17 protein-coding genes are annotated in these 15,674 nt (G+C 55.1%); 5 read left to right on the top strand and 12 right to left on the bottom strand.

Translation table 11 applies throughout. The features are described 5' to 3' along the window. Positions 1-56: 56 nt before the first annotated feature. The 9 genes from EKM88_RS01820 to EKM88_RS01780 all read right to left on the bottom strand — a co-directional run bounded on the left by EKM88_RS01820 (position 57) and on the right by EKM88_RS01780 (position 7,571). Positions 57-383, bottom strand: a complete 327-nt coding sequence (locus EKM88_RS01820; RefSeq protein ID WP_225418410.1) for a PTS fructose transporter subunit IIB — start codon at positions 381-383, stop codon at positions 57-59. Positions 384-396: 13 nt separating this feature from the next. After that, the gene (locus tag EKM88_RS01815) at positions 397-1,452 is read right to left on the bottom strand and encodes a PTS fructose transporter subunit IIC (protein ID WP_225418409.1); all 1,056 of its coding nucleotides are present in this window, start codon (positions 1,450-1,452) and stop codon (positions 397-399) included. A 14-nt stretch (positions 1,453-1,466) separates the two neighbouring features. After that, on the bottom strand, positions 1,467-1,907 hold the full coding sequence (locus EKM88_RS01810) for a PTS sugar transporter subunit IIA (protein ID WP_125702499.1): 441 nt from the start codon (positions 1,905-1,907) through the stop codon (positions 1,467-1,469). Continuing rightward, positions 1,904-3,823 (bottom strand): BglG family transcription antiterminator, encoded by a 1,920-nt coding sequence (locus EKM88_RS01805; RefSeq protein WP_125702497.1) that lies wholly within the window; start codon positions 3,821-3,823, stop codon positions 1,904-1,906. The genes EKM88_RS01810 and EKM88_RS01805 overlap by 4 nt, the downstream gene beginning before the upstream one ends. A 14-nt stretch (positions 3,824-3,837) precedes the next feature. Continuing rightward, positions 3,838-4,878, bottom strand: a complete 1,041-nt coding sequence (locus EKM88_RS01800) for an SIS domain-containing protein (RefSeq protein ID WP_125702495.1) — start codon at positions 4,876-4,878, stop codon at positions 3,838-3,840. A 341-nt stretch (positions 4,879-5,219) separates the two neighbouring features. Then, positions 5,220-5,411, bottom strand: coding sequence for a hypothetical protein (locus EKM88_RS01795; protein WP_125702493.1), 192 nt, complete (start codon positions 5,409-5,411; stop codon positions 5,220-5,222). 132 nt (positions 5,412-5,543) lie between these two features. Continuing rightward, positions 5,544-5,822 carry a helix-turn-helix transcriptional regulator gene (locus EKM88_RS01790; RefSeq protein ID WP_125702491.1) on the bottom strand — a complete coding sequence of 93 codons (279 nt, stop codon included), beginning with the start codon at positions 5,820-5,822 and terminating at the stop codon, positions 5,544-5,546. 17 nt (positions 5,823-5,839) lie between these two features. Beyond that, positions 5,840-6,526 carry an NADPH-dependent F420 reductase gene (locus tag EKM88_RS01785; RefSeq protein ID WP_125702489.1) on the bottom strand — a complete coding sequence of 229 codons (687 nt, stop codon included), beginning with the start codon at positions 6,524-6,526 and terminating at the stop codon, positions 5,840-5,842. Then, positions 6,519-7,571, bottom strand: a complete 1,053-nt coding sequence (locus tag EKM88_RS01780; protein WP_125702487.1) for an LLM class flavin-dependent oxidoreductase — start codon at positions 7,569-7,571, stop codon at positions 6,519-6,521. The genes EKM88_RS01785 and EKM88_RS01780 overlap by 8 nt, the downstream gene beginning before the upstream one ends. A 141-nt stretch (positions 7,572-7,712) precedes the next feature. Between EKM88_RS01780 and EKM88_RS01775 the strand changes: the two genes are divergently transcribed. From EKM88_RS01775 to EKM88_RS01765, 3 genes are all read left to right on the top strand, one after another. Beyond that, positions 7,713-8,018, top strand: a complete 306-nt coding sequence (locus EKM88_RS01775; protein ID WP_125702485.1) for a cupin domain-containing protein — start codon at positions 7,713-7,715, stop codon at positions 8,016-8,018. 7 nt (positions 8,019-8,025) lie between these two features. Beyond that, on the top strand, positions 8,026-8,364 hold the full coding sequence (locus tag EKM88_RS01770) for a cupin domain-containing protein (protein ID WP_125702483.1): 339 nt from the start codon (positions 8,026-8,028) through the stop codon (positions 8,362-8,364). Between the two features lie 626 nt (positions 8,365-8,990). After that, a complete protein-coding gene (locus EKM88_RS01765; RefSeq protein ID WP_125702481.1) occupies positions 8,991-10,097 on the top strand; it encodes an SLC13 family permease in 1,107 nt (368 codons plus the stop codon). A 327-nt stretch (positions 10,098-10,424) separates the two neighbouring features. Here EKM88_RS01765 and EKM88_RS01760 read toward each other — a convergent pair whose 3' ends face one another. Both EKM88_RS01760 and EKM88_RS01755 read right to left on the bottom strand, forming a co-directional pair. Then, entirely contained in the window at positions 10,425-11,498 is a 1,074-nt protein-coding gene (locus tag EKM88_RS01760) for an endonuclease/exonuclease/phosphatase family protein (protein ID WP_125702479.1), read from the bottom strand. Between the two features lie 54 nt (positions 11,499-11,552). Then, positions 11,553-12,347 (bottom strand): LysR family transcriptional regulator, encoded by a 795-nt coding sequence (locus EKM88_RS01755; protein WP_125702477.1) that lies wholly within the window; start codon positions 12,345-12,347, stop codon positions 11,553-11,555. A 113-nt stretch (positions 12,348-12,460) separates the two neighbouring features. Here EKM88_RS01755 and EKM88_RS01750 point away from each other — a divergent pair, with 113 nt between their 5' ends. Further along, complete coding sequence (locus EKM88_RS01750) at positions 12,461-13,465, top strand: YeiH family protein (protein ID WP_125702475.1); 1,005 nt, start codon at positions 12,461-12,463, stop codon at positions 13,463-13,465. A 254-nt stretch (positions 13,466-13,719) separates the two neighbouring features. On the opposite strand, the gene EKM88_RS01745 is transcribed toward EKM88_RS01750, so the two are convergent. Continuing rightward, positions 13,720-14,232, bottom strand: coding sequence for an NUDIX domain-containing protein (locus EKM88_RS01745; RefSeq protein WP_125702473.1), 513 nt, complete (start codon positions 14,230-14,232; stop codon positions 13,720-13,722). 415 nt (positions 14,233-14,647) lie between these two features. Between EKM88_RS01745 and EKM88_RS01740 the strand changes: the two genes are divergently transcribed. After that, positions 14,648-15,664, top strand: coding sequence for an alkaline phosphatase family protein (locus EKM88_RS01740; protein ID WP_125702471.1), 1,017 nt, complete (start codon positions 14,648-14,650; stop codon positions 15,662-15,664). Positions 15,665-15,674: the final 10 nt, after the last annotated feature.

Raw genomic sequence — 15,674 nt, 5'->3', positions numbered from 1 at the left:
TTCGATTGCCCCAGCTTGCGTGCTACTTTTAACGCGTGCACCTCAGCCCGATACTATTAAGCAATCGGCTTGCCGATCTCGTTGAACGCTTCCCGCAGCGACTTTTCAGCATCGACAATGAACCGCTCAGAGCCTGAACGATAAACCTTATCTAGCCCTTCAAAACGATCACTACCAGATATCGACACGTCAGAGGCAATCACCACCAGGTCAGCATCCGCAATGTCCGATGCGCTCAGCCGATCATCAGTGCCGACTGATCCCTGCGTTTCAATTTTGGCCTTATAGCCCAGCTTCTTGGCCGCCTTCTTAATCGCCTCTGCGGCCATGTACGTGTGCGCGATTCCCGTTGAGCACGATGTTACCCCAACAATTGTCATCATATTCATCCTCTCATTAAGCAGCTTTTTCGGTGACCGACGCCTTATCTTTTGGTTTGAGGCCAAACTTCAAGAAGTTAGCCACCAACGCGGTGACCAATGCACCAACCGCGATTGCCAGTAAATACATCAATTTGTTCGTTGCAACCAATGCCACGATTGGCCCGCCATGAGGCGCGTATTCGTTGACCCCAGCGAGCATCGCAATCACTGCCCCAACCATACCACCGATACAGTTAGCCGGAATAACCCGAAGTGGATCCTTTGCCGCAAACGGAATTGCGCCTTCTGAAATACCAATCATGCCCATGACCAATGCAGCCTTACCTGCTTCTCGGTCCATCTCATCATAGCGGTGTCGCGCCAGCAGGGTTGCTAAGCCCATCCCCAATGGTGGCGTTGCAATCGCAACGGCAACCGGGGCAGACAACGTATAGATGTTGTCCGCAAAGAACGACCAAGCAAACAGACACGCAACGACGTTCACCGGACCGCCCATATCAAAGGCGGTCATAAAGCCAAGAATCGCGGCAAGGAGAATCACGTTACCCCCTTGCATGCCCTTCAAGAAAGCAGTCATGGTCTTCATCAGCCCGCCAATCGGCGCCACCACAACGTACTGCATAATAATCGCAACGGCCAAGCCCCCGATAAGCGGAATAATGAAGATCGGCACCAGTGCTCGCAATGTTGCCGGCACATGGATCTTCTTGATACCCATCACAATATATCCCGCAAGGATTCCTGCAACCAGACCGCCCAAGAAGCCGGCCTGCCCGTTAACCGCAATCAGCCCACCAAGAAACCCTGGCATAATGGCAGCACGATCTGCAAACCCAAACGCAATAAAGGCCGCCAAAATCGGCACCATCATCCCCATCGACTGTGACCCAAAATCGTTGATCACTTTTAGAATCGGGTTGGTGATATTGACGCCTTTAGAAGACATGTCACTCAACGCGATCGTCGAGGCAATACAAATCCCGCCGAACACAACGAACGGAATCATATAGCCAACGCCCGTCATCAGAGACTCCTTAATTCGGTTGATCTCTCTTTTCAAAATATTCATCTGGATTCCCCATTCTACTCTGCTAATAATTGCGCAACTTTCGTCGGATCATCTTCTTGCTTGATCGTCAGCAGAAAATCATTGTCAATCAGCTTACGCGCCAAGCTGGAAAGCATCTGAAGGTGTACGCCATTTTCAGACTGATCTGGCACCCCCAGCATGAAGACCATGCTGACCCGACTCCCTTGCTTCTCATTCCAAACGATTGATTCCTGTAATCTGGCATACGCGACAAATGGCTTACGAATGTCTTTTGATTTTGCGTGCGGAATCGCAATATCATTGCCCATGTCTGTCGACGTGTCTGCCTCCCGTTGTAAGATATGGGCCTTGAAGTCCTTCTCAGGCGCCACCACGTAATCCGCCTCTTGCAGTTTCTGTGTTAAGAAATCAATCAACTCAAATTTATCTGAAAAATCTACATTCAGAAAAATTAGGCGACTGTCGATATTCATAAACCAAACTCCTTATTAAGCAGGTCGACCATTTTTTGCGGCTCGACTTGTTTTATTTGCTTCCAAAACGTCCCGTTATCAATGGTTCTGCCCATTCTTCTGAACAACAGGGCAAAATCCTGACGGGAGGATTCTGTCGGAATAAAGTTGAACAGCAAGTCAACCTCATTCTTCCGATCCCACAAAATATGATGCCCCAGACGCACGACATTTAACGATGGGCGCCCCTGTGCGCTGTTATAGCGTCCGTGAATCAGCGCGATTCCTTTCCCGATGTAGGTGGAGCCAATCGCCTCACGATCCAGTAGCGCTTTCTTGTAATCAGGCGTTGCACAATCCCTGGCGATTAGCCAATCAGAGACGCGATCGAGGAGCTCCTCTTTCGTCGCAAAGTCGTCCAGCTGTAGCACCCCATCCGCGCGAAATTCAAATGGCGCCCGGGTGCCTTCAACCCGCACTGTGTCTTGGTAAACCTCATTCTTGATGTCCCCTAAGTCCTCCATCGGATCGATCACAACGAACGCGATCTCTGTGCGTGTTTTAATCTCAACCGTTGAAATGATTAGGTCAACATCTTTAGGCGTTAGCGTTTGCAGATCATCGAGTCGAATGACCCCTTTGACATCATAATTAGGAAAGTAACGCTTGATTCGTTCCAGTAAGAGCTGCGAGACCCCTAAGCCACTGGCGCACAGCACCATCACGCGCGGCTTCTTTTGAATTCGTTCTGTTGAAGCCATGAAGTGAATGGTGATATAGGCGATTTCAGCATCTGGGACAACGCCACTCGCAAACACCGTCTTGATATTGTTCTTAACGGCAACAAACAAATCAAAATTGTGCTCGATCACATACGCTAAGAATGGATTCTCGATCCGCATGCCAAACTCGACCCGCTTCAGCGCAATTCTCAGATGAAGAATCAACGACTTCTCTAGCTCGTCATCATGCGTAAAATCTCGTCCGGCCTCTTTTGAAACTCGTTGAATCAGCGCTTTAACCTGAATTTCAAAGTCCGTTGGAATACCCGTCTGTTCGCCGACTTCTAGATTCTCGGAACTGATGACGTGTAATAACAGAAGATACAGCTCCTGACGGTCAAAGTTAACCGAATAAAATCGCTCAACTTCGCTCACAGCACGCTTAAGTTGCTGCATCTCATCAGTGTGCGCATCGATCTGTTGGTCAAGATTAGGGGCTGTCGGCACAGTCTTCCGGTTGCGAATTCGCGTAATCGCAACCGCAACATGGATCAAGAAGTTCCGTTGTGCGGCAATCGTCATCTGACTTCTAAAGTCCCGCTCAACACGATTCAACAATCGAATCAGGCTGGTGATATCGATGCCAATAAGCTGCTGCAGATAGACGATGAACTCATCATCCTCAACAGCCATAGACTGCAGTTTAGCATCGCATTTCATTGTGATCAGCCGCGTCATCGCCGAACGCTTGCTTGTTTCCTCCCCAATAACGGTAAGGCCATCAGCCCCGTTCTCCAAAGAAAGGCCAAAGTCACTCAGGAATTCCCTGTTTAGCAACGCAATATCACGATTCACTGTTGCTCGACTGACGAAAAAGTCCACCGCAATATCTTTAATGTAAACCGGTGCCGATCGACCGATCACACGTAACACAAGATCAATCTGGCGGGAAAGAAGGTCTGTCGTCTCGCTGTTGCCATAGTGATCGATTTTGCGCAGCAGCCGCCGTTTGGCATCGGGCTGACCCTCGATGCGAACGCCCTTACCAGGTTTTCGCAAAATTCGCATGCCGTATTCTGCTAGCTCACCCTCAAGCTCTTCGAGGTCACTTCGCACGGTTTTGCTTGACACCCTCAACCGTCGCGCAATCAATTCAGTGGAGAGATAGTCATCAGCCTGAATCAACTGCTTCACAATAAATGCTGTTCTCTCCACTCAATTCGCCTCCGCTAAATTCTGTTATGCACGAGTAGCTCATAATCATGATTAATGACGAGATTTGGATCGTTGCCGATATACGCGGGTAACCAGTACGCCAAGACCTGGAACACAACCCCCACATTGACGGCCGAAATACCGTATAATCGGTTCTCAACGGCTAGCCCTGAGTCAAGCCGCCCAGTCGTATCGATGATAGCGACCCGGTTAACCTTATCCTTCAGATAGATGTACGTCTCTTCCAATGGATCATCTGGACTGTTCACTAAGATGACGTTGGTGTTGCCATTAAGCGTTCGATGGATCCCGTGAGAGAACTCGCCAACTGTCACGAACGCACCAGGTACCAGCGTTGTCTCAGAAGTTTTCAACGAACCTTCGCTGATGGCTCCCAAATACTCAGAAGCCCCAATCAGTAGCAGGCTCTCGACTCGAACCCAGTCACGATTCTGATCAAACCAGTCTTGCGTCCGCTGAATGGTGCCGTCGATCTCATCGACCGCCGCCTCAAGTTCCGCGTAGACACTTGCGCGTGTTGCTGCTGGCAGGCGCTCTCCCGCCAACTTGACGCCAAGCAAGTACAAAAGGATTAGACTATTAGTGTACCCCTTTGTTTTGGCGTTGCATGCCTCTTCACCGGATCCGAAGTTAAAATAAAAATGTCCAACTTCTGCCAGTGGCGTCTGTCGCCGCTCAGTAATGGCTACCGTTAAGAAGTCCAATTCTTTCGCTCGTTGCAATGCCGCCACCGAGCCAGCACTCGTCCCCGTCTGTGAAATACCCACAACGACGGTGCTCTCTTTCGGCAAATTCACCTGATTCAGATTCAAGAACGCATCGGGATGATAGGTCTTGACGGACAGGCCGAGCCTATTTTCATAAAAATTGGTCACCACGGTTGCAATGTTAAGAGAACTGCCAGAACCAACGAATACGACATTCTTCACGTCTGAAAAATGGATATCCGCATAGTTCGAGTCAAACTCATGCAATAGTCGGTGGGCGACCTCAGGTGTCTCCCTGATATACGTCCACATCTGTTCACTTGTCATATTCTGCCACCTTCAACAATCTTCTTAGAAGCGCTTCTATAGTTTCAGTCTATAGCAAAAACCGCTTACAATCATTGGCCGCATTGACCGTATAAAGTTCACAGCATGTTGAACAACGTGAACATCCTCGCCCGCCGTACAAGCTTGTACCCCTTCACGCGTTTTGCCCGATACGCTGGGGCTGTCATTAGGTTCGTTAACAAAAAAAGCCTGCGACAAAACCCAAGTTCAGGTTTTACAGCAGGCTCCGCTTATACTCAGGGCCAGGTGAAACGCGCCGGCTTGGTCTGACGATGAATCTTAGCTGAAACATTTTGCTTGCATCGCAGCGAGGCAAACGACTAGGTTTTTCGCCCCAACTGATTATGCTCGGGTCGCCCAATCGTCCCGACATCACCTGAGATGACCTGCATGCGTTTCGTCATCTGCCTCTGGCCGCCATCATTCTCGTCCCTTTTCTGACGCTGATCATGTTCTTCGAGAACGGCGACCGCTTCTACATGCTTTACCGCCTCGCTCAAGAAATCAAACAAGACCCCGTCCCCGCGTCTGCGTGTGGCGCGCGCTGCGCCATCACTTCAACTAGCATGACGGGACGCAAAAACGCCCTCGGCAACTTCACTAAATAGTGAAGCCGTCGAGGGCGTTTCGTGTCCGATGATGCGTTAGTCTGGCGTCCCCAGGCGCTTGCGCCGATAGCGTGCATCCAGTCGCAAGAAAACTTTAGCAGGCACGCCAGTCTCGTTCTCAATGGCACGAGCCACTTCGGCCGTCATGAACGTCTTTTGGCCGAGTATCCGCGCAAGAAGCGGCTGTGCGACCCCGATCCGTTGCGCCAACTCGTTTGGCGTCATGCGGCGGTCTGCGAGCACTTCGCGGAGCAAGTCTGCGGCTGAGGTTTCGCCGGCATCGGTGAGCCGAATTTGGTTTGACCGGTTAAGCATGTGTGCCCCCTTGTGGGTTATCGAATCCGCTCCCCGCGCGCCGCCACGATTTTACGGCCAAATGGGGTGTCGTACAGCGTATCGATCTTTGCCTGAAACTCCGGCGTGGTGATCGCCTCACCGAACAACGGGCTGCCGGGCTCCAGCATCAGGCCAAAGCGCAGCGGGCCGAGGTCGAAGGGATCAAACCCAAACCCGGTCAACACGGTGCGGACCGTGGGGCGAATCGTATCGTCATCGGTGGCAAAGGCCATGGCGCGCCGCGCTTCGGGGTGGCGGTCCACTTCGATCTCCAGGTCATGGTAGCCCATGTGGTTGAAGGCCTTGGCGACCCGCGCCTGGCTCAGGTGGGCGGCGACCACTTCGGAAGAGGACTGGGTAAAGCTGGAGATCGTGTTGACGGTGCCATCAACTTCCTTCCAGTAGTTGGTCGCATCTAAGACGATTTTGCCGGCAAAAGTCTTGGCGTCAAGCGCGGCCACGTGGCTCAGCGGAATCGCCAGGATGATGACATTCGCCTGCGCCACGAGGTCGGCTGCACTGACCGTGACGGCGCCCGGGGCCATGGTATCGATCACCCACTTCAGCTCGGTGACGGCGTGGCGGTTGGCGATCAGCGTGCGGTAGCCGGCCTGCACGGACAGACGGGCCAGCGTGGTGCCGAGCTTACCCGCGCCGAGGATCCCGATGATCGGTTCAGTCATTGGCGCCACCTCCCAACAGCTCCTTGACGCGTGGGATCACGCGCTCGCCGTAGTTGCGAATGGTGGCCAAGCGCTGGTGTTCCAGCTGGCCGCCGGTGCCGTACACAAGATCAAAGCGCGACATGTCGAGCGTCTTCATGTTCTTGGCGATTTTCTGGGCGACCTGCTCCGGGGTGCCGACGTAGTAGGAACCCTTATCGATCTCAAACTCGAAGCGGTCGCGGCTCATCGGGGCCCAGCCGCGGTCGATCCCGATGCGGTCCATCTCGGCCTTGATGTATTCCCAGCCAACGGCCGTGGCCTCGGCAGCGTCGTCCAAGATGATGCCATGGGCGTGCATCCCCAGCGGCAGGTCCGGCTTGTTGAACTGCTGCGTGGCCTTGTGGTACAGGTCGACGTACGGCTTGAAGCGCACCGGCTCGCCGCCGATGATGGCGATCACCACGGGAAACCCGTAGTAAACGGCGCGAATGATCGACTCCGGCGAACCGCCGACGCCAACGGTCGTGTCGATGGTTTCACCGGCCGGCAGCTGTGGGTACACCGTGGTGTCGGTCAGCTTCTGGGTGAACTTACCTTCCCAGTTCATCGGCTTGCCCTTCAGGAGGTCCGCCCACATCGCGATTTTTTCCTCGAACAGGCCATCGTAGTTCTCGAGGTCAAACCCGTACAGCGGAAACGACTCGGTGAACGAGCCACGGCCCAGCATGATCTGCTCACGCCCGTTGGACAGCGCGTGCAAGGTACTGAAGCGTTCGAACACGCGCACCGGGTCATCGGAGCTCAGCACCGTCACGGCTGTGCCCAGCTTGATGCGCTTGGTCACGGCGGCCATGGCCCCCAGCACGATCTCGGGACTGGAAATGGCAAACTCCGAGCGGTGGTGCTCACCCAGCGCGATCAGGTCGATGCCGAGGTCATCGGCCAGCTTGGCCTCCGCCACCACCTGACGCAGCGACTCGGCAGCCGTCATCTGCGTGCCATCATCGTGGAACGCCACGTCCCCGAATGTGTCTAAACCGAACGTGTACTGTTTGTCTGTCATGTTGATGCCTCCTGGTTAACTTATTAAAAGTAAGTATAAACAGTCGTTAAGTTGTTTGCAACCCTTTTGTGTCGGTTCTTGTAATTGCCGCTTCAGCACGGTAGAACTAGAGGGAACAGATTGGAGGTTTGACATTTGACAATGGACTTATTAACCCTCGCCGACACGATCCAGTACCGCGAGCATTCGATCGCCAGCCGCTCGTTTGGCCGCAAGCTCGGCATTGCCTTGCCGTTCGTCGCCTACGCCCTGGACGCAGGCGAAAGCATCAGCCACGAGCAGTCCACGCTGACGCGGCTGATCCAGGTCGTGGCGGGCACCCTGACCGTGGTCACCGATGTGGCGACCACGGTTCACACCGGCCAGCTGCTAGTCGTCCCGGCCAACACGCTGCACGAGCTGCGCGCGGTCGAGCGGTGCAAATTCATTCAGATGGAAACAAAGTGAGGTCAACATGGCATATATTGAGAAGATCAACCAGGCGCAGGTCCTGAACCTGCGCGAGCAGATCCCGTTAGACGCAGACCAAGTCAACAGCCGGACGCTGGTGCAGCGGCCCGACCTCGGGATGACGCTGTTCTCCGTTGCCACGGAGCAGGAGATCGGGGGGCACGCCGCGGTTGGGGACGCCCTGGTCAACATTCTGAGCGGGGTGGCCGAGATCACCATCGAGGCGCAGACCTTCACCGTCCGCGCCGGCGAATCCATCGTGATCCCCGCCAACGCACGCCACTCCCTGTACGCGGTCGAGGGGTTTCAGATGTTGCTCGTCGTGGTCAAACCAACCGCGTAAGGAAGAGGCTGAACCTCCGTCCTCCGATTATGAACAACTCAGACATTCGCTTAAATTGTTACGTTTGCGAACGAACAAGTATTGAAATACGTGCTACGAGGATTTTTTTAAACACACTCTAGCCCAGCGTATAAGCCAGCCGCCTCGCAAAAACCCGCGCTTGGGTTTTGCGGGGCGGCTGGCTTATGTGGGTAGAGCGTCGCATTTGGGTCGTCCTAATCTGGAATCGTCGCGATCACTCTTGGGTCGTTAATTATCACCGACTGCTTTTTGCGTGGGCCCCAGCGACAAGTTCTGTTATCTTTTCCGTCCGAAAAAGTAAGCGCTATCATTTTGTGGCAACTCAAATCTCCAGTTTTTCTGTCCATGATTAAGTGACAACGTAACAACTTATTACACCGTTTTTACACAACATCGACTGTTGTAAAATCGGTGACAGTTTCTGACGTTAATTTTATAAATGCCGATTTAACGCGATTTAGTTGCCATTTCTTGCGCGTTTTTCCGTGTATTCGCCCATGATTAACCCCATTATCAATTTACGAGAGTTTTACACGGCACCCGTTGTCAACACGCGCACCTTGGCGCAAAATAGGAGTGTTGCCTCATCTGTGGAGAGTGTGAATATGACCGTTATCAAAAACATTGCAAAAGACCGGGTCCTGCAGATCACGGTTGCCATTGCAGTGATCAGCCTGTTCTTTGCCAAGCCGCGGCTCGCTGACATCAACTTCTCGACATTGTGGTCCATCATGGCCATGATGACGATTATCCAGATCTTTGAATACCTACATATCCTCGATTACTTCGCCTACCGGCTGACCAGCCACGCCGAAAACACGCGCGAGCTGACGTGGTTGTTCGTGGCACTGGCGACCGTCGCTGGGATGTTTCTCACCAACGACGTCACCGTTATCACCTTGGTGCCGCTGTACCTGCGGGTGGCCAAGCGCTATCACCTGCCGGAGATCCTGCCGGTCACGCTGATCGGCATGGCCGCCAACTTCGGGAGCGCGTTCACCCCGTTCGGGAACACGCACAACATCTTCCTGATGAACCACTACCACATCAACGGTGCGCGGTTCTTCAGTTGGTCGATTCCGCTGCTGGTCGCGAGTGTCTTGCTCTTGGTGCTGTTCACGCTGTTTGTCAAAAAGCAGCCGATCCCGACTGTGCCGGTGCGCGACATCCGCATTCAGAAGCGGCCGACCATCATCACGTGCATCGTGGCCCTGGTGATCTTTGCCGGCGTGTTCGATGTGCTGCCTTCATGGGTCGGCGCGATCGCCGCGATGGCCCTGGCCTTCGCGTTCTCGCCGAAGATCATGGGCAAGGTGGACTACGCGATCGTCTTGACCTTCGCCGGCTTCTTCGTGATCGTCAGCGTCCTGCAGCAGATCCCGTGGGTCGTCACCCTGATCTCCGGGCTGATGAGCACCGAGCACTCCGTTTACCTGACCTCGATCCTCTCAAGCCAAGTCATCAGCAATGTGCCGTCCACCGTTTTGATTGGGAAATTCACCAACCTCGCGGCCGCCTTGTTCCTCGGCTCCAACATCGGGGGGCTGGGCACGATTATCGGCTCGATGAACAACCTGCTGGTCTACAAGGAATACACGAACTTCGGCCGGCATCACTCCGGCAAGTTCTTCCTCGGCTTCTTCGGCCTCAACCTCATCGGCCTGCTGGTGCTGGGCGTGATGGGCTGGCTGATCCTCGATTTTGTTTACTAATTGCAAGACAATCTGAGCCGCCGGATTTCGGCGGCTTTTTGCGTTGTGATGACCAATCGTTGGAGCAGACCTTGAAAAACAGGAATCAGGCCATAACTAACGGTCCAATAGGGAACCACGACGATGCCAGAATAGAACGACACAAATGGCTACACGTCAATGTTTCTGTTGACTTTGGGTAGAAAAATGCGACGCAGGCAGCCGACTGGCGCGAGTTTCAGGTCGCCACGCAGTACGCGTGGGAAGACTTTCAGCGCGGGCTCTCGGTGTTGAGCACACTGCCCGGATGAACACGCAAAAAGCCGCCAGTTGGCGACTTTTTTTGCGTTACGGCTTCAAACTAAACGTCAACCGCACCGGGTTATGGTCGGAGTACGTGAAGCCGGTATCTACCACCTTGACTTGGTGGGCCTCGATGTTCGGCGACAGGATGAAGCCATCGATCAGGGTCACGAAGGTCTTCCCCTTACGGTACGGGGCGTCCAGCTCACGCGCGGACGGCACCGCGGCCGCGGCCAGGCCAGCGGTCGGCACGTGGAAGCCGGCCGGCAGGTCCGCGAACGGAAACGGCTGAGTCCAGGTTTCATTTTGCGCCTTGGTGTCGAAGACCTGCGCCGCGTTTTTCAGCAGCCGGTGGTTGTAGTCGCCGCCGACCATCACGTAGTTGCCCTTGGCGTACTCGGCTTCGATGGCCGCAAACAGCTTCTTGAACTGCGCGGCGTGCACGGCCTTGTTCGGCGTGAAGGCGGACATGTGGATGTTGACGAGCACCAACTGCTTGCCGTTTTGCACCGGTGTTCGTGTCACGGTGAAGGCGCGGTCCAGGTCCATCAGCTTGTTGTAATCCGAGTCGACCGCCAGCTGGTAGCGCCGCGCGCTCAGCACCTGTGCGCGGCTCAGCGTCATCAGGCCCGAGGTCGCGCGTCCGATCGGCCGAGTGAACGGGTAAAACAGGTACGCGGAGTCATAGTTTTGGCCAAAAACGCGGCTGTACTGCGGCAATCCCTGCCCCAGCAGGTTGACCTCGTTGACCTGGCGCGCGCGGTCGCTGGCCACATCAACTTCCTGATAAAACGCCACATCCGGCGCCACCTGTTCGGTGGTGGCGACCACCCCGGCCAGGCTCGCGCGCACCGCGGCCGCGCTGTACGCCCGCGAGTACTTGCCGCCGGACATGAAGAAGCTGTAACTCGGCGGGTATGACCCGTAGCCGATGTTGTAGGTCATGGCAGTGTAAGTGGTGTTCGGCGCCAGCGTGGTCGTGGCCGCGTGGTGCACCGGCTTGAGTGCCTGATCGTCCGGCAACCGGTGATAGCTCAGGAATAGGTAGGCGACATAGCCGCCAACCGCGAGGATAAGCAGGCCCACAAGTGCGGCGAGCCCCTTCAAGAGTCGTTTCATGATTCAGCCCCCTTTGCCTTAAGCATACGAGCTTCGGTCAGGCGTGGCAAGCAACTAGGCCGTGGCCCAGCGGGTGACCGCCTGCGCAAGCGTCGCGTGCGCCGCATCGTTGGTCCGCGTCAGCAGGAAAAACTGCCGCCGGTACCGTGGGCCGAGGTCCTCACACGGCAGGTCGACCACGGTGCGCTTGGCCACGATCGACTGGCCAAAGCCTTGGTGCAACAAGGCCACGATGATGGCATTGCTTGCCACTAGGAGCTGCGGCCCCTGCTCGTTTTGCTCGGCCAGATACCGCCGGGTGTAATACGCCACCCCGGAGTCGGGCTCGCGCACCAGCCACGGCCCCGTCGTTCCTACGCGCACCAGCTGGTCGGCCTGCAGCGGCGTTCGCGTCAGGCCGCCGACCGCCAGCGGCTTCTCGATCACGCCGAGGTCGGCCTCGTGGCGCTGCACCGCCTGCGCCACAGCCTGCGAGTTCTGCATGGTGACCACAAACCGCGTGTGCGTGAACTGGCGGTACAGCCGCGGCAAAAGTTGGGGCAGCAGCGCAGTGGCGAACGTGTGGGAGGCCGCAATGTGACACTGCGACGTCATTGGCGTCTGGTCCAGCGTGGCGTGCAGCTCGGCCCACGTCGCCAGCATCGTGGTCACCTGCTCATACAACTGGGTGGCCGCCGGCGTCACGCCTAGCGCCCCGCGGCCGTTGCGCACGAACAAGGTCACACCGAACTCCGTTTCCAGCGCCTTGATCTGCGCGGACACGGTGGGTTGGGCGATGAATAATAGCGTGGCGGCGCGCGAGAAGCTGCGGGTCTCGTAGACCATTTTGAATGTCTCCAGGTGTTTCATGTGGAACAGCCCCTTATTATCACGTTTTCGAATCGCTATTATTATAGCAATCAATCCCATTGATTGCAGGCTTCCGGTATACTCAGACTATTCTGTTTGAAGGAGCCTGATCAATGAATTTTGACACCCACGCGGTTCGCCGCAGCCTCCCGGGGCTTGGCCTCGCCTTCCTCGTTGCGCTGCTCGCCAAGGGCCTCGGGCGCCTGCTCCCGCAGCTCGGAGCGCCCACGCTCGCCATTTTGCTGGGCATCCTGCTGGGCAACACCATCGCCAAGGCGCCGGGGCTCAACCGGGGCACCAAGTTTGCCGAAAGCCGGCTGCTGGAGTACTCGGTCGTGCTGCTGGGGCTGACCGTCACATTTCAGACCATCGGCCAGATGGGCTGGCGCGGGCTCGTGTACGTCCTGCTGATGATGACCGCGGTGATCACCGGCGCGTACTGGCTGGGCCGGCGCCTCGGCTTTGGTGAAAAAGCCAGCCTGATGATGGCCGGGGGCAACGCCGTGTGCGGGTCCAGCGCGATCGGGGCCATCGCCCCGGCCATCGGCGCCGATGATGAGGAGAAAGGCGAGATCATCACCCTTGTCAACCTGCTCGGCACCGTGATGATGCTGACGCTGCCCTTCCTCGGCGTCGCCGTGTTCGGCGACAACCTGCTGGCCAAAAGCGCCCTGCTCGGCGGCACCCTGCAGTCCGTCGGCCAGGTGGTCGCCGGCGCCAGCCTGCTGAGCCAGGCCACCGTCAACTACGCCATGCTGTTCAAGATCACCCGCATCATCATGCTGGTCGTTGTGGTCACCCTGTTCACCCGCAAGGTCCAGCACAGCGGCACCGCGTCAGTCGCCCCGATCCACCACCGCCTGCCGATCCCCTGGTACGTGCTCGGCTTCCTGTTGCTGTGCGTCGCCAACTCGTTCCTGCCACTGCCGGCCGTGCTGGCCACTGCGGCGCACAGCGTTTCCGGCTGGTTCGAAACCATCGCGCTGGCCGCCATCGGCTTGCGGCTGGACTTCGCTAAGTTCATGCAGCAGGGGCGCAAGTTTCTGCTGTACGGGCTGGGTGTCGGTGGGTTGCAAACCGGGACCGCGCTGCTGCTACTGAGCCTCCTACACCTTTGATCACACCAAAAACCAACGAGTCTGAGACATAATTAACGGTCCAAGAATGAATCACAACTATTCCGGGATAGTACGAAACAAAAAGCGACGCCTTTCCTAACGTATGTCTGCTCGTAACTCACTGTGTTCAAACGAGCAGAGCAGGCCGTATAAGAGCGGCTCCCTACAAAACCTAAGTTCGGGTTTTGCAGGGAGCCGCTCTTATGCTCTGGGCTAAAACCGCTTTTTGTCTCAGCCTCGTTGGTTTTGTCGGATCACTTCAGCCACGCGGCCGCAGCCGCCAGCTGAGCCGCGTAATCCGCATGTCCCTGGGCCTGCAAGCGGGCCTGCGCCGTCGCCAGCGGCAACCACTCAATTGTCTGCACCTCGCTGGTTTGGCGGTGAACGGTGGCGCGCAAGGCGGTCGACACCGTGGCCACGAACCATTGCTCGATCCACGTGGCGTGCGACACCTGCGCGAAGCGATTAGCCGCGGTGAACGCCAGCGCCAGCCCGAGCTCCTCTTGCACCTCGCGGTGAATGGCGGCCAGGCCGTCCTCCCCTCGCAAGGCGGACCCGCCGGCAGACACCTCCCACTCGTCTGGGTGGTTCAGCTTAGCGCGACTGCGCCGCTGAAGCAGGACGTGACCGTTTTCGTCGAACAGCACCGCCGCCACGGTCAGGTGGAAGCGGCCGGCCGGCATCGGATCCCCGCGCCGCTGCGTGCCCACCACCTGAAGGGCGGCATCGTACAAGTCCCATTGTTCGTCCAGATGATCCGTTGTCATCACGCAACCCCCTTTTTCGTCAGTGGGGTTAGTGTCGCATAATGCGGCCCACGGCGCAAGCAAAGTTAGCACGTATCAGTCGTACTGAATCCGCTTAGCGAGGACAGTGCATGAATCCTAGCACCAACGCACATACCCGCTCTGATGACGATTTCCTCTTGTCCAAAATTCTCTTGATGGTTCTCCCAAAGTCGGAAGGTTTCTAAACAGATTTCTTTCTGAACGTGCACCAGGTTTAAGAGTGATATTAATTATACGTCCCATAAGTTTGAGTTTGATAAAAATACTTGTTCTGGTAATATCTTCGAATTCATATGACATTCTTTCAATCGCATAGACTTTTGAAACTACACTCCTTATAATTCCAAACGTAAGCGCATACAACATCCGCAATAAATAGTCTAGGAGGTTTCTTTTGCGATCAAAAATTGAAGTCTATAAAGATAGCTACTCTGCTGGCACACAATATCTTGCAGCAGTCGATTCTTATCACTTTTGGCAAAACTCACTTAAAACTTCACTTCCTCAGACCGTTGTTTCCGATCAAGTGATGAACTTCTTGGCAACACCGGGTGAAAAAAATAAAAAAGTGGCTGTCATTGGCTATGATGGCGCTCGTGCAGACCTTCTCGTCAACCTATTAGCCTCACACCCAAATGAGGACCCTTACGATCAAAGTGGCTTCGTTAGCGGTCATTTCCCCGATTCCGTATGTAGTGGCATTCGTACTCTACTCGCAGACTCCGCCGAGCTCTACATATCCTATGCAGGTGGCTTGAAAGGCACCCCAAGCGAGCAACACACCAGCACTGCACCAGGTTGGGCCTCAATTACAACCGGGAAATGGTCTAATGATCATGGTATGAACGACAATGGAGTGTCCAAGAACATTAACGTCAAGACCTTCATGTTACGAGCAGCCGAAAAATACGGATCAAAAAGTCTCTTCACAGCATCGTGGCCAGATCACTTCCACGTTAACTATGTTGATGAAATCAGTTACTTAGAAGAAAATCCAGACATTCCGATGAAGTATATTGAATGTTCTGACGACTTGGACACCTACAACACAATGAAACAAGCGCTGACTGAAGGATCCGATATGGAACGTGATATCGTCTTCTGTACCCTTGAGGGTGCAGATTCCAACGGACACATTACCGGCTTTGGCAACAAGAATTATCGCTATACCAACGGCTTCCGAGATGTTGACGAAATTGCTTACCAGCTCCTTCAAACAATCTATAACCGGCCGTCCTATAAAAAAGAGGACTGGTTGATTATTCTCACAACCGACCATGGTGGTTTGGGTAACTGGCACGGCTTCCAATCCAGTGAAGAACGCACTACCTGGCTTGTAACTAACCGCAGTCTACCGGAAACTTCCTTTTCTAAAAACTACAACGGCTACAGTGAAGAAGCAGCCCTTTAGCTCATCTGAA

It is taken from the genome of Lacticaseibacillus daqingensis, from assembly GCF_003946115.1.
In the GTDB taxonomy this organism is placed as follows: Bacteria; Bacillota; Bacilli; order Lactobacillales; family Lactobacillaceae; genus Lacticaseibacillus; species Lacticaseibacillus daqingensis.
This window is presented reverse-complemented; position numbering and strand designations above follow the sequence as displayed.